This is a genomic window from Larkinella rosea (assembly GCF_003858635.1).
Classification (GTDB): domain Bacteria; phylum Bacteroidota; class Bacteroidia; order Cytophagales; family Spirosomataceae; genus Larkinella; species Larkinella rosea.
The window spans coordinates 143,456-158,928 of sequence record NZ_RQJO01000010.1 but is presented as its reverse complement, the minus strand read 5'-3'; the positions used below and the strand labels follow the sequence as shown (position 1 = coordinate 158,928).

Annotated in this window: 16 protein-coding genes; 8 read left to right on the top strand and 8 right to left on the bottom strand. The window is 46.3% G+C overall.

The window, feature by feature from the left end; genetic code table 11:
* Positions 1 to 27 precede the first annotated feature (27 nt).
* Positions 28 to 954 carry a site-specific tyrosine recombinase XerD gene (gene xerD, locus EHT25_RS21620; protein WP_124877259.1) on the bottom strand — a complete coding sequence of 309 codons (927 nt, stop codon included), beginning with the start codon at positions 952 to 954 and terminating at the stop codon, positions 28 to 30.
* A gap of 95 nt (positions 955 to 1,049) precedes the next feature.
* Between xerD and aroQ the strand changes: the two genes are divergently transcribed.
* From aroQ to EHT25_RS21600, 4 genes are all read left to right on the top strand, one after another.
* A complete protein-coding gene (gene aroQ / locus EHT25_RS21615; protein WP_124877258.1) occupies positions 1,050 to 1,484 on the top strand; it encodes a type II 3-dehydroquinate dehydratase in 435 nt (144 codons plus the stop codon).
* A gap of 10 nt (positions 1,485 to 1,494) precedes the next feature.
* A complete protein-coding gene (locus tag EHT25_RS21610) occupies positions 1,495 to 2,517 on the top strand; it encodes an aminotransferase class V-fold PLP-dependent enzyme (RefSeq protein ID WP_124877257.1) in 1,023 nt (340 codons plus the stop codon).
* Between the two features lie 62 nt (positions 2,518 to 2,579).
* Positions 2,580 to 3,143, top strand: coding sequence for a MarC family protein (locus EHT25_RS21605; protein WP_124877724.1), 564 nt, complete (start codon positions 2,580 to 2,582; stop codon positions 3,141 to 3,143).
* A 176-nt stretch (positions 3,144 to 3,319) separates the two neighbouring features.
* Positions 3,320 to 3,784, top strand: coding sequence for a pyrophosphohydrolase domain-containing protein (locus tag EHT25_RS21600; RefSeq protein WP_124877256.1), 465 nt, complete (start codon positions 3,320 to 3,322; stop codon positions 3,782 to 3,784).
* 172 nt (positions 3,785 to 3,956) lie between these two features.
* Here the strand turns inward: EHT25_RS21600 and EHT25_RS21595 are convergent, their stop codons facing one another.
* From EHT25_RS21595 to EHT25_RS21570, 6 genes are all read right to left on the bottom strand, one after another.
* Positions 3,957 to 5,636 (bottom strand): proton-conducting transporter transmembrane domain-containing protein, encoded by a 1,680-nt coding sequence (locus EHT25_RS21595; protein ID WP_124877255.1) that lies wholly within the window; start codon positions 5,634 to 5,636, stop codon positions 3,957 to 3,959.
* Between the two features lie 96 nt (positions 5,637 to 5,732).
* Positions 5,733 to 7,148: a HAMP domain-containing sensor histidine kinase gene (locus tag EHT25_RS21590; RefSeq protein WP_124877254.1), complete on the bottom strand. Its 1,416-nt coding sequence runs from the start codon at positions 7,146 to 7,148 to the stop codon at positions 5,733 to 5,735.
* 90 nt (positions 7,149 to 7,238) lie between these two features.
* Positions 7,239 to 7,916, bottom strand: a complete 678-nt coding sequence (locus EHT25_RS21585; RefSeq protein WP_124877253.1) for a response regulator — start codon at positions 7,914 to 7,916, stop codon at positions 7,239 to 7,241.
* 758 nt (positions 7,917 to 8,674) lie between these two features.
* Positions 8,675 to 9,004: a YtxH domain-containing protein gene (locus tag EHT25_RS21580; RefSeq protein ID WP_124877252.1), complete on the bottom strand. Its 330-nt coding sequence runs from the start codon at positions 9,002 to 9,004 to the stop codon at positions 8,675 to 8,677.
* A gap of 51 nt (positions 9,005 to 9,055) precedes the next feature.
* Complete coding sequence (locus EHT25_RS21575; protein WP_124877251.1) at positions 9,056 to 9,343, bottom strand: YtxH domain-containing protein; 288 nt, start codon at positions 9,341 to 9,343, stop codon at positions 9,056 to 9,058.
* A gap of 477 nt (positions 9,344 to 9,820) precedes the next feature.
* Positions 9,821 to 9,988, bottom strand: a complete 168-nt coding sequence (locus tag EHT25_RS21570; protein ID WP_124877250.1) for a lmo0937 family membrane protein — start codon at positions 9,986 to 9,988, stop codon at positions 9,821 to 9,823.
* A 466-nt stretch (positions 9,989 to 10,454) separates the two neighbouring features.
* Here EHT25_RS21570 and EHT25_RS21565 point away from each other — a divergent pair, with 466 nt between their 5' ends.
* Both EHT25_RS21565 and EHT25_RS21560 read left to right on the top strand, forming a co-directional pair.
* Positions 10,455 to 10,841 (top strand): response regulator, encoded by a 387-nt coding sequence (locus EHT25_RS21565; protein WP_229311723.1) that lies wholly within the window; start codon positions 10,455 to 10,457, stop codon positions 10,839 to 10,841.
* A 47-nt stretch (positions 10,842 to 10,888) separates the two neighbouring features.
* Positions 10,889 to 12,340, top strand: a complete 1,452-nt coding sequence (locus tag EHT25_RS21560; protein ID WP_124877249.1) for a sigma-54-dependent transcriptional regulator — start codon at positions 10,889 to 10,891, stop codon at positions 12,338 to 12,340.
* 54 nt (positions 12,341 to 12,394) lie between these two features.
* Here EHT25_RS21560 and EHT25_RS21555 read toward each other — a convergent pair whose 3' ends face one another.
* On the bottom strand, positions 12,395 to 13,024 hold the full coding sequence (locus tag EHT25_RS21555; RefSeq protein ID WP_124877248.1) for a porin family protein: 630 nt from the start codon (positions 13,022 to 13,024) through the stop codon (positions 12,395 to 12,397).
* A 318-nt stretch (positions 13,025 to 13,342) separates the two neighbouring features.
* Between EHT25_RS21555 and EHT25_RS21550 the strand changes: the two genes are divergently transcribed.
* The gene (locus EHT25_RS21550; protein ID WP_124877247.1) at positions 13,343 to 13,792 is read left to right on the top strand and encodes a response regulator; all 450 of its coding nucleotides are present in this window, start codon (positions 13,343 to 13,345) and stop codon (positions 13,790 to 13,792) included.
* Positions 13,776 to 15,239 carry a hybrid sensor histidine kinase/response regulator gene (locus EHT25_RS21545; RefSeq protein WP_124877246.1) on the top strand — a complete coding sequence of 488 codons (1,464 nt, stop codon included), beginning with the start codon at positions 13,776 to 13,778 and terminating at the stop codon, positions 15,237 to 15,239. Before EHT25_RS21550 ends, EHT25_RS21545 begins: the two co-directional genes overlap by 17 nt.
* Positions 15,240 to 15,473 lie beyond the last annotated feature (234 nt).

The window sequence follows — 15,473 nt, the reverse complement described above, 5'->3', positions numbered from 1 at the left end:
AGGGTTAACCGACGAGATTAGTACCCGCTATTGCTGATGGCGGGTACTTTTGTTTCCAGCCGATCGGGGATGGAAATCCGTAATAATTTGCTTTAGGTAATCGCGATCGAGGTGGGTATAGATTTCTGTGGTCGTAATTGATTCATGTCCAAGCATCTGTTGAACCGCCCGTAAATCCGCTCCTCCTTCAATCAAGTGGGTCGCAAAGGAATGCCGGAAGGTGTGCGGACTGATTTCCTTCTGAATTCCGGCTTCAAGCGCCAGCTTTTTGATGGTTTTAAAAACCGAAACGCGCGAGAGTGGACCACCCCGCAGGTTTAAGAAAACCGTATCCTCCGCACCTTTCTGGATATCCAGCTGATTCCGAACGTGCTCAACGTAGAGAGTTGTGTGTTTAATCGCATCTTTCCCGATGGGAACCAGGCGCATTTTATTCCCTTTGCCGGAAATCCGGATGAAACCGACTTCAAAATAACAGCTCGTCAGCCGGAGATCGAGTAATTCGGAAACCCGTAAACCAGAGCTGTACAGCATTTCGAGCATGGCGCGGTCGCGGGTGCCGCCGGGCGTCGAGAGGTCGATGACGCTCAGAATGGCTTCTATTTCGGGAAAACTGAGGGTGTTGGGCAGTTTCCGACTCAGTTTCGGCCCGTCGATCAATTGGGTGGGATCGGTTTGAATTTCGTTTTCCAGCAGCAGAAATTTGTAGAACGCCTTCAGGCCGGAGAGAATCCGGGCCTGCGAATGCGCCGACAAACCGAGGTCGGTCAGATAAGCCAGAAAATCAAAAATCAAACCTTCCGAAACCAGCGTTGGCGAAACCGGTTCGCCCGCCAGCTCCAGAAATTCGTGTAACTTGCTGATGTCGTGCAAATAGGCTTCAACGGAATTTTCGGCCAGCGAACGTTCCAGTTTCAGGTAGTTTTTAAATGCGTTAATGTAACTTTGCCACACAGTGTAAATCCCCGATTATCCGTTGCGAATTACGGATTTATTCGGAGATACCCAATCATCCGACGGCAACAAAAACCGCCCCTGACCATTTCACTATGAAACAAATTCTTATTCTGAACGGCCCGAATCTGAACCTGCTGGGTAAGCGCGAACCGGAAATTTACGGCAGCCGGACGTTTGTCGATTACCTCGAAACCATCGAACAGGCGTTCCCGGACGTTCAAATCCGGTATTTTCAGTCGAATCACGAGGGCGAAATGATCGATAAAATACACGAACTCGGGTTTACCATCGACGGAATCGTCATCAACGCCGGAGCTTACACCCACACCTCGATTGCCCTGGCCGACGCGTTATCAGCAGTTCCGGCACCGGCCGTTGAAGTGCATATTTCGAATGTTCACGCCCGCGAATCGTTTCGGCACCACAGCTACCTGTCGGCCAAGTGCAAGGGGGTCATCGTGGGTTTGGGGTTGCTGGGCTATAACCTGGCGGTGCAATATCTGTTGAGTTTAGAGCGTAAATCGTAAGGAAACGGAAATGATTACTTTTTATCCCGGCCCTTCCAAAGTATATCCGCAGGTTGCCGGTTATGCCCAGGAAGCTATTCAGTCGGGAATTGTCAGCCTGAATCACCGCAGCCCCGGTTTTATGGCCGTGGTGGAGGAAACGATTCGATTGCTGCACGAAAAGCTGGTGATTCCGGCGGATTATCACATTGCGTTTGCGTCGTCTGCTACGGAATGCTGGGAAATTATTGCCCAATCGCTGACGGTCACGAGCAGCCTGCATCCCTACGGTGGGGCATTTGGGAAAAAGTGGATGGAATACGCCCACCGCATCAAACCGATGATTCTGCCGGGCGAAGCGGATGTGCTTTGTGTCGTGCAGAATGAAACGTCGAACGGGACGCAGGTTCGGATGGATACCCTGACGCAGTTTCGGCGGGACTTTACGGGGCTGATTGCGGTCGATGCGGTTTCGTCGCTGGGTGGCTTAGCGTTCGACTGGTCGCTGGCGGATGTCTGGTTTGCTTCCGTTCAGAAATGCCTGGGATTGCCGGCGGGGCTGGCGGTTTTGATTTATTCGCCCAACGCGCTCGAACAGGCCGAAATCATCAACGACCGGCAGTTTTACAACAGCCTGCTTTTCATTCACGAAAATATGGAGAAATACCAGACCCCATTTACGCCGAATGGTTTGGGTATTTATCTGTTAATGAACGTATTGCAACAGTTACCGCCCATTGCGGAAGTGGATGCGGTTATTTGCCGACGAGCCGCCGACTGGTACCGGTTTATTGAGCAGGAAACCGACTGGCGGTTATTGATCGAAAATCCGGAGCAGCGCTCGGATACGGTGATTGCCGTTCGGGGAAACGAAGATGCCATCCGGGCGGTGAAAACCGCTGCGCAAAAAAACGGTATCACGCTCGGAAATGGCTATGGTGACTGGAAATCGAACACGTTCCGTATTGCCAATTTTCCGGCGATTGAGGACTGGGAAATTGAAAAATTAAAGAGCTTTTTACAAACCTACAGCCCGCCAGGCGGACCCGTTTAGTCTGTGTTTCTTTGTGTCGGAAGTAAAACAAATTAAAACACGGACTTCAGTCTATAGATATGATGTTAAATTTCAAGGAGATCATTTCTGTTACACTCATTCTGTTCTCGGTGATCGATGTAATCGGTTCGTTGCCGGTCATTATCGATATTCGTAAGAAAACCGGGAAGATCGAGTCCGAAAAAGCAACCCTGGCGTCGGCACTGCTGATGGTTGCGTTTCTGTTCGTGGGTGAATCCATTCTGAAGCTTTTCGGCGTCGATGTGTCGTCGTTTGCGGTGGCCGGTGCGCTGATTATCTTTTTGCTGGGATTGGAAATGATTCTGGGGCGAAATATCTTTAAGGCCGATGACCACGGCGTCGATGCCGCCCATATTGTGCCGATTGCCTTTCCGCTCATTGCCGGTGCCGGAACGATGACAACCATTCTCTCGCTGAAAGCGGAGTACGCAACCGCCAATATTCTGGTCGGAATTCTGATTAATCTGATATTGATTTACATCGTTTTGAAGTCTTCGGCCTGGATTGAAAACCGCTTAGGGCCGGGCGGAATGAACATCTTGCGGAAAGTGTTCGGCATTATTCTGCTGGCGATTTCAATTAAGTTGATCAAGAATAATTTCTAGACTATGATTACGGTGAATTTAGATGATGAAAATGATTAAAAGAGGAAGATGATAGCTAGAACATGTTTCATTGGTCTCATAATCAATATTTTAATTACAACAAATCAACCTAATCATCACCGTAATCATAGTCATCACTGCAATCATAGTCATCATCATTAATCACTGTAATCCTAGTGCAGACACCCGATTCATTAAACGCCGTTGCTGAATTTCACCGGACTTTTCACCACCCGGTTTTAGAACAACCCCAGATTCCGTCCGAAATCCGTTGCCAGCTTCGGGTGGCTTTACTGGCCGAGGAATTAAAGGAACTGGAGGTTGCCATTGTACAAAAAGACCTGGTGGAAGTGGCGGATGCGCTCTGCGATTTGCAGTACGTTTTGGCCGGAGCTATTCTGGAATTCGGCTTGGGTGAAAAATTCAAGTCGCTGTTCGACGAAGTGCAGCGGTCGAACCTCAGTAAGGCCTGCCTGACGGTGGCGGAAGCCGAAGCAACAGTGCAGCATTACCAGAACAAAGGGGTTGAATGCCACTATGTGGAGTCGGAGGGTAAATACCTGGTGTACCGGTCGGCAGATCAGAAGACGCTGAAAAACATCAATTACTCCCCGGCGAATCTGGCCGGAATGTTGGGATAGGTAAAAAAAGTCCGACCGGTCAAGTGACCGGCCGGAGCTTCCAATAACCTAAATAAATTACAGATAATTAACGGGTTGCCATTGGTTTTACTTTCGTACTCCGACGGATTGCCCGGGGATTCCGACAATGAGTTTAAACGGCCATTTGTGAATCGTTTGGCTGGTAACTGGCCTAACTATACCAGTGTTCACTTTTGGGTTTACTGAACGAATTGGGTTGGTGATAATCTATTCGGAGCGGTTTTTGGGATCGATTCCACCACACCAGCAGGGCCAGACCAACCAGAACAGTTCCTGCCATTTCTGAATATAACAGGGTAGGAGCAACCTCGTTCAGGGGGCTGAGATCGTTGACAAACAGCGCCGTTACTTTTCCGGATAACTTTATAAAAAAGGTGGGCAATAACCCAATCGCCAGAATTCCCAGACCTGCCATAACTTTGGGCATGATCATGTCGTCGGTCACCTCTTTCGCATTGACGGTGCTTTCGGACTGGGGCAGGCCCGAAAAAACATTTTCAAAGACTTTCATAAAACCGAATAACGTCAGTCCGGCAACGACAGTGAGGCCAGTGATTACGCCCCAGATAACCAGATTGAGCGATGCGGTTTCCTGCCGGAGCCCATTTAAAAGTCCCGAATAAATCAGGAATTCCGAGACAAAACCATTGAAAGGTGGCAGGCCACAGATTGCCAGCGAACCGAGTAAAAAAGCTACCGACGTTTTTGGCATGGTTTTGATTAAACCGCTCAGTTGCTCCATATTGCGGGTGTGCGTAGCCCTATAAATGGAACCAAAACTGTAAAACAGCAACGATTTGGACAGCGAATGATTGACAATGTGCAGGATACCGCCGGTGAAACCCAATGCCGCCAAAACCGGTGATTGAAAAGCCATTCCGAGCAAACCCGCACCAATGCCAATGCCAATAATTCCGACGTTAGCAATGCTGCTGTAAGCCAGCAGTGTTTTGCCATCGTGTTGAACAAACGCCAGTCGAATACCGACCAGTGCCGACAGCAGTGAAATGGCGAGTATGACCAGCCCAATCGAGAATAATTCGGTATGAATGGAGGTGAGTACCCGCAGGATCCCATAAATTCCCATCTGAATCAGAATGCCGGACATGATGCCCGAAACGTGTGACGGAGCTGCCAGCTGCGTTGGAGGAAGCCAGCTGTGGAAAGGAACAAAACCGGCGAAACTGCCAAAACCGATCAGCAGGAGAAGAAAAACCGGGAACACTTCGTGGTTGGCGAAATAAGTGCCGAGACTATCGAAACCAAATGCGTGGTGACTTGAGTGGCTGACCAGAAAGGCACCCAAAATGAAGGCGAAACCGGCCTGAATCTGAAGGAAATATTGGAGCCCTGTGCGGAAGATTTCTTTACGTTCTACCTCGAATATCACCAGTCCAAATGACGAAATAGCCATCAATTCCCAAGCTGTCAGAAACGCAATTCCACCCCGTGCCGTGCTGGCGAGAATCATGGAAATATGTAACCAGAGCAGCGCCAGGTGGTGAAAGGATAGTTGCAGGTCCGAGCGTGTTTGACGGTATAATTTCAGATAGCCTTTGGCATACAAAACCCCCGTTAACATGGTCAAACTGATTACTGCCAGAAAGAAAGCCGATAAACTATCGATGTTGACGGGTAAGGATAAACCAATTTTTTCGAGCAGATTGAATTGCATCAGGCCACCCGACGACAACGACCGAAAAGCCCAGGAGGAAGCGGTTACAATTAAGAGAATGTGAAGAAAGAGACTGTGGTAAAATTTTGTCTGTCCCCGGAATAGGAATACTCCAAGGCTACCGGCAGCGACAACTAATAAAACAACAGACTCCATGTACAAATGAATTGTAACTCAGAAGTCAAAGTTGTCTGAAAACTGTTAAAAGTGAATTAAGGGCAAGTTAAAAACAAGTTAAATCGGTTGTATTTCCTATTCATCCAGCTCGAATGCGACCGGTTTTTCGGCTTTAACAATCTTTCGGACAGGAACCGTTACCTCCACCGAAGTGCCTTTTCCAATCTCGGATTCTACGTGAATCTGGCCTTTATGAAGCGTCACGATGCGGTGGGTCAGTGCTAGTCCGATGCCGTGCCCAATGATGCCGGACGTGGTTTCGGAGCGGAAAAAGGGCTCAAACAGGTGGGGGAGATCTTCGGGCGGGATGCCGTACCCGTGATCGGTAAAGGTCAGGAGAATGTTGTCTTCGCGGGCGTTGAGGGCCACCGTAATGTGATGATCTTCGGAGTATTTACAGCCGTTTTCAATCAGATTCTGAAATGCCATTTGGAGCAGCGATTCTTCCCCCATGACAATCAGTTCTTCCTCATTTCCGGGTAGTTTTTCATATTCAATATCGATCCGGTATTCCTCATTTTTTTGCAATAAACGACTGCGTCCCTGCCAGAGCAATTCGTCGATCCGGACCGGTTGAAAGGACAAGGTTGCCGCATCTGCATTGACCCGCGCCAGTTCGAGCAAACCGTTGACGAGGTTGTTCATTTTCTTGCCTTCTTCCAGCACACTTTCCAGCGCCTGTTTATACTCGAATTCATTGCGCGGCTGCATCAGCGTTACATCGACCTGCCCTACCATGATGGTCAGCGGTGTCAGGAGCTCGTGAGAAGCGTGTGAAACGAAGCTTTTCTGGAGGATAAAGGCCTGCTCCAGTCGTTCGAGCATTTCGTTGAAGGTGTCTGCCAGTTTGGCGAGTTCATCTTTCTGCCGTCCGACGCGCAGCCGGGCGTAGATGTTCGTAGCCGAAATATCTTTTACCTGATCAATAATATCAGACACCGGTTTGAGCGCATCACCGGCAAAAAACCACCCCGCCAGCAACACAATTCCCATACTGACGAGCCAGCTAACCACCAGAATATCGCGTAACCATTCAATCTTGGTAAAACCGTAGCGGTCGATGGCTGTGGCTACGATTACAAGCATTCGTTTATGACGATCGGGAAACCGGATTCCCAGTGTTTCGACCATACCATTGCGTTGGAAAATCTCCTTCCCGTTGCGGACCTGTTCCAAAAAATGGGGAGAAACCATCTCCCGTTTCGAGTCGGTCGAGTGCAGAATCTGGTTATTGGGCAGGTAAATGGTTACGTGTCCTTTATACAACGACATGTAATTCAACTCAATCTGTTGCAGCATTTTATCCGTAATACCGCTGACAGCAACATTTTCGAGGAGTTGAGCGGTGGCTAACGCATTCTGACGGAGACGATCATAGAACTCCCGTTCACGGTATTGATCGAATAAATAATAGATCGTGAGCGAAAACAGCAGGATGATTGAACCAACCAGCAGCGCAAAAAGTACAGTTAGCCGGGCTCTGATATTCATAATAGTGGCAGAGTGAGCAGGAAGGAAATCGGGTAGAAAGACCGGAGATGTGCCTGAAACGATAATTTCTTTCCTTTCTTCTTCGCTTCCTTATTCCTCTTTTAGCATATAACCCATTCCGATCACGGTATGGATCAGTTTAACCGGGAAATTTTTATCTACTTTCTTTCTCAGAAAATTTACGTACACGTCAATGACGTTGGTGCCGGTGTCAAAATGAATGTCCCACACTTTTTCAGCAATATCGATTCGGGAGACAACCCGGCTCCGGTTTCGCATCAGGTATTCCAGCAAGGCAAATTCCTTGGCGGTCAGCTCGATTCGCTTACCACCCCGACGGGCAATTTTTTCGTTCAGATCCAGCTCCAGATCCGCCACTTTCAGCAAATTAGCCTGCAAACTGGTATCAATCGTTCGCTTGCTCAACGCCCGCAGCCGGGCCAGCAATTCCCGAAACTCGAACGGTTTTACCAGATAATCGTCGGCCCCGGCCTCAAAACCTGCCACTTTGTTGTCGAGCGAACCCATGGCCGTCAACATCAGAATGGGCGTTTTGATGTTTTCCGAGCGCAGCGATTTGGCCAGGTCGTAGCCATTCATTTTCGGGACATTCACATCGAGCACGATGACATCATAGCTGTTGCTTAGGGCCAAATTCCGTCCGATCTGGCCATCAAAGGCAACATCGACTTCAAACGATTGTTCTTCTAACCCTTTTTTTACGAACGAAGCAAGTTTCGGTTCGTCTTCTACCACTAGAATTTTCATAACTGATCAGGAATAGGCTTATCCGGATTTATCAGACCCGTTTCGAGATACCATATATAACGCAAGTAAACAAAAAAGCTACCCGAAATTTATCTTCAGGTAGCTTTTTTCATCCTATCCACACCATTCAAAGCTAATTTTCATCAGCTCTGATGTTCAACCTCCCTTTTGTAAGAAACTAGCTGACTTACAGCGGAAATTTGATCGTTCAAAAGTAAAAGGGGTAGATTAAACCGGAGTTAAAGAGAGGTTAAAATCAGGTGAAATCACGAAGGAGGTACAACAAAAAAGCTATTCGAGACTGCCCGAATAGCTTTCCGACTATATCCACACCATTTAAAAACAGCCGCCCGTTCAGGCTTAGGCTGTCTTTAACAATGACCCGACCGGTGGTCAGGTCAATATCGTTACTTAGTTGTTTCCAAGAATTGTATGCAAATATAATAGTTGTTTACAGCTTCAGCATTAAAATTTCGTCAAAAAATCAAAGAAAAATACCTAGTTATTTTTTGATTAATGCTGGTCTCAATTCAATTCAATGGTCAATTAGGTTCAATGATCATAAAAATGCCGTTTTTTTCTCAATTAACCAAATCTGAACGAATTAAAATTAGTTGGTTCAACGGTAGCAAAGTGCAAATAAAATAAGTAATAAAAAAACGAAACGCCCATTTTTAAGGCGTTTCGCTACTTATCATATCGTTGAGTAAATCAAATAAGTGGCCTTTAAGCCCTGGCAAATAGCATCGAATGGGGGTTTAGTCCACTTTGATTGACTTCTTAGCTGCATCCACACCATCATGCGCTTTATCCGCAGCAGTTTCGACGGTATCATTAAACTGCTGCTTTTTTTCTTCGCCTTCGTTCTGCAGTTTGCCGGTCCACTGATTGACCTGCGATTTTACCTGCTCGACTTGCGATTTTACCTGTTCAACGCCTTTGCTCCATTGATCCTGTAAATCTTTGGTGCGTTTATCGGCTTCATCCTGGATCCATTGGCGGCTTTCCTGACCACTTTTCGGTGCTGTCAAAATACCCGCAACCACGCCTGTGATGAATCCTAACAGAAAATCTCTTGAACTTTTCATGGTGTTTCCTTTTTTAAGTTTGCAACTTATGAAGGTAGCAAATTTACTGAATTAATGTTTAGAATTGCGTTCCATGCGCTCTACAGTGCCTTTCGTACGCGAAGCTACTGTATCAACGGCGTCGTTGTATTTGGAAGATAGATTGCTTTTGGCATCATCATATTGATTCCGGATGCTGTTGAATCCGTCGGCAATCGTGTCCTGCAAATCTTTCAGAAATTTGTCTGAATCGTTCGAAATTTTCTTACGGGTATCTTTCCCACTGCGAGGTGCTAACAAAAGACCCAGGGCAGCGCCTGTCAAAATGGCAACCAGTAGACCACTGAAATTCGATTTCATAACCTTTAGAACGGTTTAAGTGAAACAAACGCCCGCTTACGGCGGATACAGCTGTTACTAGAAAAATTCGTACCACAGTCCGTAAGTGACATTGAAACTTAGGGGTAAGTAATTGATTTACAATGCAATTTATTTTTTGAAGGACCGGTTTACACATAGGCGGTCCTATGGGCGGATGAGGAAAAAAATCCACAAACTGTAGAATCAAGTATTGATGGAGTTACGCACCGGAAGAGAAAAGTTTATGGACCAGAGCGGTTTTTTGTTGAAAATTCAGTTTCGAAACGCCCCGATCTTTGCAACAAAAAATCCCTGCACTCAAATTTGGTGCAGGGATTCCGTACCCACCGTAACTTGTACTTAACCTAAAATGAAACCACCTAAACCTAAACGTGTCGCTAAGACTAGGTTCGTAGCGAATATGTCGACGGTCGCTTGACTATTGAGTCAACGGCGTTTTTAAATGATGTGCGAATATCAGACACCTCTTCCGCGTATTAAGCGGAGCAGGATGGCAACGATTGCAATGACTAACAGGATATGAATCAGATTATTACCGGCTAAACCTGTCCCCAATACACCAAAAAAACCTAATGCCCAGATAATAATTAAAATAACTGCGACTGTGTAAAGTAAGTTTCCCATAGTTATTGGTAAAGAGTAAAACCGTAGTCAGTAACTGCTTCTGTCTCCTTTATATGAAAAAGGTGTGCCAAAAACATGATAATAAATAGAGTATCTTTAAAAAGTCCAAATATGTAATAATTAGTAGTATCTTTCCTTGAAAAATGATCGTTTATTGATTCGAAGAGCCATTCTGAATGTAAAACAGTTGTGGAATAAATTCTACAGCTGTGGAAATTTGTGTAGAAAAAAAACGTCTTTTTATAAAATATGAAAATATTTTTTCCGTTCCGCTTTAGCCGTGTTTTGGTTTTTTTTGAGCGAATGGGAATTATTTTTGTGTGAATTCAGGCAAATAAGCGGTATTTGGACCAATGAGCCATTTTTAGGCACATTATTATCTATATACATAGTGACGTAACATTTGTGTGATGATAAACGAGATAACATTGTGGAGAGCATGAGGGGATGGCAAACCGGAACTCAGTTGAAACCGGTACTAACGAACATGACCAATACGAAGAAAGTACTAATCGTCGACGACGAAGCCGATATCTGTTTGTTACTTTCTGGTTTATTGAAGCGAATGGGCTATCAACCAACTTGTGCCAATTTTCTGGAAGAAGGTCGTCAGCGACTGGCTCAACAGGCGTTTGATGCCGTATTTCTGGATTTGAGTTTGCCCGATGGAGTGGGATTCGATTTGTTGTCCCACATCCGATCGAATGCAACCGCCACTAAAGTAATTATGATCAGCGCCTTTGATGGCATTGCCGAACGCAAACGCGCCTTGCAGGAGGGTGCCGATTATTTCATTGGCAAGCCTTTTAATCGGAAGACCATCGAACAGGCTTTACAATATATCCAAGTTTAGTTAACTTTATCCCCTCATCAAGTAACGGGCACTGTAACTGTCCCCCTATGGAAAGAATCTTAATCGTTGACGATAATACGGATATATGCCTGCTTTTAGAACGCTTTTTGTCAAAACAAGGATATAAGACGGCTTCTGTTCAACGAGGAGATGACGCCTTGGCTCTACTGCGCAAAGACTCGTTTGAGCTCGTTATCTGCGATTTTAAGTTACCAGATGTTGATGGTCTCGAAATGCTGCGTCGAATAAAAATACTCGACCCTTCAACGGCAGTCATTATCATTACGGGCTATTCCGATGTTCGCATGGCCGTGCAAACCGTTAAGCATGGGGCCTACGATTACGTTACCAAACCGCTTTATCCCGACGAAATCCTTTATACCATTAAAAGTGCCCTCGAACGGCGCAGTCAACGGACGGATGCCCGTCCAATGGCGGTTTCTCCCGTGGGCACCGATGCGGAAGACGCCCCCGATTTGAGTCCGGCAAAACCGGTTGTCCGGGTTGCCAAGTCCGCAATGATTGTCAATGGTGGCAAGCGGTTTATTTTTGGCAAAAGCCGGGCCGCCGAAATTCTTCAGAAGCACATTGATTTAATCGCTCCCACCAATATGTCGGTGATTATCACCGGCGAAACCGGTACCGGGAAAGAGTTTGTAGCCAACGCCATTCACCAGAAAAGCAAACGGGTTGGAAAACCGTTCGTGGCAATTGACTGCGGAGCCTTGTCGAAAGAACTGGCAGGCAGTGAGTTATTTGGCCACACCAAAGGCGCTTTTACGGGAGCTACCTCCGATAAAATGGGGAGTTTCGAATACGCCAACGGTGGGACGCTCTTTCTGGACGAAATCGGAAATCTCTCGTACGAAAATCAGATCAAGTTGCTTCGCGTATTGCAGGAGCGGAAAATCCGGCGTATTGGCAGTAACACCGATATTCTGGTGGATGTGCGCATCCTGGTCGCTACCAACGAAGACCTGCGGGAAGCCGTCCGTCAGGGCCGTTTTCGGGAGGATATTTTCCACCGTCTGGACGAATTCCGGATCGATCTGGTGCCACTTCGTGAACGGAAAGTCGATATTCTTCTCTTTGCCGAACATTTTCTGGAACTGGCCAACGAGCAACTGGAAAAGAACGTTCAGGGGTTTGACGACGAAGTCAAAGAAAAATTGAAGGAATATTATTGGCACGGTAACCTGCGTGAAATTCAGAACGTTGTAAAACGTGCTGTCTTGCTGTCACAAACTGACCTGATTACCCTGGAGTGCCTCCCTTACGAAATTATCTCGCCAAGTTATCAGATGGAAGATAGCGGAGCAGCGGTTTCGCCTACAACACCTGCCAATAACCTGAAATCAGTTTCGGAAAATGCCGAACGGGCCGCTATTATTAAAGTTCTGGAAAAAACCGGGTACAATAAAACCAAAGCCGCTGAAGTTCTTAACATCGACCGCAAAACGCTCTATAACAAGCTGAAAGCTTACGATATTCATCTTTGATTTTAATGAACAATGAACAGTATGTATCTGACTGTTCATTGTTCATTAAGTTTATTATTTAATCGTAAAACCCAGTGAGAGCTGTCCTACTGCATTTTTAGCTTTTCCCATTAAAAGTCTGGCACCGCCATCTTTGGCAACAGGCTGTAGCCCTTGTGCAAACCGTAATCCAAGCATTGCCGTTCCGAAATAAATGTTCAGACCACCAGCCAGACCGTAGTCGAGCGAGTTAAAGTTATCGCGGTTGATATTTCGATAATCACTTCCCAGATCACCATCCGTTAAAACCTTTGAATTCAGTAGGTAGGACGCATACGGTCCGGCCTGTAGATCCACCGAATTTCCTAATTTGAAGGTAGCCAAAACCGGTAATTCCAGATAATTCAGCTTAAACGTGTTTTTACCCGTTGCCCCCAGAAGATTGTAGTTGGCCGAAACGCCTTTTGTACTATATTGAAGCTCGGGTTGAATGGCGAAAAAACTGCTGACCGGTACCTGCGTAAAAACGCCGACGTGAAAACCAATTCGTTCATTACGGTTGTCAACATTATCTAAATAAAGGGTGCTGGCGTTGAGACCGCCCTTGATGCCGGTACGGGCTGTTGTTTGGGCCGAAACGCCCAAAACCGTCAGGCAACTGATGACAAGTGACGCGAGTAGCCATTTAACAATCGGTCTTTTCATGAATCAAAATTCGTTTGGTATATGCATCCATACCTGATAAATTTATGCCAAACGAAGTAGTTTATACTTGTAGATGGGTGTAAAATGTTGAAAATCAGTTATTAGTATTTATTTGGGCCAATGAAGCCGACAATCGAAAAAGAAAGGGATCAAAGCGGTTTTGTAGAAGATAATACTCAAAGTGTAGAAGACATTGAGTAAATAGTAATGAATTTATTAAACACCTGAAATACAAACGTGTTCCTAGTAGACAGGCGAGAGACGAACCTGGTCTTTGGAACTTAACTGGGAAATTGGTTTCAAATTATATCCACGGGAATGACGAATAAGCCATATAATACCAGCATATTAATTGCTGAAGATGATGCCGATGATCGCATGTTGATTGAGCAGGCTTTCCGGGAATGTAACCTGAAATCAGAGTTATACTTTGTGGAAGACGGCGAAGAGCTCATGGATTATCTTTATCAGCGGGAAAATTATACAGCCGCCATACGACCGAGCCTGATCATTCTGGACTTGAACATGCCCCGGAAAAACGGAATTCAGGCTTTGCGTGAAATCAAGGCAAATGAGCAATTCCGGCAAATCCCGGTCGTTGTATTAACAACATCGACGGCAGAGGAAGACATTCTCCGCACCTACGACCTGGGAGTGAGCTCGTACATCTCCAAGCCGTTCGATTTCAGTACGTTACTCGATATTACAACCACTATAAAAAAATACTGGATTGACACCGTTTCCTTACCTGATGACTCAATCCGATGAATTTTCGGAGAAACCAATCCGGGTATTGTTGGTGGAGGACGATGAAGATGATTTTGTGTTGACAAAATCCCTGGTTTCGACCCGCGACAATGCCAATATCAACCTCGATTGGGTGAGCGATTTCGACTCGGCTCTGGAACATATTTATCGCAACGACTACGATGTCTACCTGATCGATTACCGGCTTGGAGAACGAACCGGTATTGAGTTGATTCAAGAAGCCTTTAAAGCCGGTTGCCAGACGCCGATGATTTTGCTGACGGGTCAGGACGACCTGGAAGTCGATTATTCCGCTCTGAAACTCGGTGCGGCTGATTACCTGGTCAAAGGCCGGATCGATGCACAATTGCTCGGCCGCAGCATTCGCTATGCCCTGCGACAAGCCAATGTGGTGGGAGAACTGGCCGAAAAAGAGAATAAATACCGTTCCTTGTTTGAACGGTCGATTGACGCCATCTTTGTTACCGACCGGCAGTTTGAATTTCAGGAAATCAATCCGTCGCTGGAAAAACTGACCGGTTATTCAAACGACGAATTACTGAAAATGGACGTTCGGGAACTGTTTGATAAATCGGAGGTATATGACCAGTTGCGTCGGCAGATCGAAGAGTCGGACCACGTCAAGGATACGGAGATTGTGCTGGTGAGTAAAGACCGTAAAAAAATCGACTGCCTGCTTTCGGTGATTGCCATTCCCGACAAAGGTGGGATCACCAATTGGTATCAGGCCATTTTGCGGGATGTTACGCAGCAGAAAAAAGCCCAGCGTGATTTATTGGTTGCCGAAAAATTGAGCATGACCGGCCAGATTGCCCGGAGCATTGCCCATGAAGTGCGAAACCCGCTGACCAATCTGCACCTGGCTCTGGAACAGCTGAAGGAGGATTTGCCCCCGGAAGACCCCGGGTTGTCGCTCTATATCAACATCATACGGCGGAATGCTGAGCGAATTGGACAATTGATCACCGAAATGCTCAACTCGTCGAAACCGCGTGATTTGGAGTTGAAACCTTACAACCTGAACGATGCGGTGAAAGAAGCACTGTATCTGGTGCAAGACCGATTGCAATTGAAGGGCATGAAACTGGTCACCGATTTCACTTCTGAAGAGTGCGCGATTCCACTCGATAAGGAACAGTTTAAAACCGCTTTGCTGAATATTCTGATCAACGCGGTTGAGGCTATGAAAGAGTTGACCGGCGTATTGACGGTCAAAACTATTCCGGTTACTGACCGGGCCTTGATGGTTTGTGTGGAAGATAATGGCTCCGGAATTTCGGAGGCCAATCGCCAGCGGCTCTTTGACCCGTTTTTTACGGGGAAGCAAGGCGGTATGGGCCTGGGCCTGACCACCACGCAAAATATCATCAACAGCCACCGGGGGTCGATCGAGGTAGAAAGTCAGGAAGGAACCGGGACGACTTTTCGGCTGATTTTTCCACGCTGACTTTTTAATTCATACCGAATAATGGTTGAATGGCCGCTGCGAAAACAGAGGCCATTTTTTATGGAATCAGCTGTGGATTTTTTTGCCCACTGGGGAAACCGATTTCTACAGGCTTACAGTAAAAGGAGAATTTTATTTTGTGTTTTAGCGGGATGGTTTAACTAAACTAGATTGATAATCAGCATACTAATAGTTTTGAAATTGATGAGTTAGTGGGTTCAATAAAATGGCATA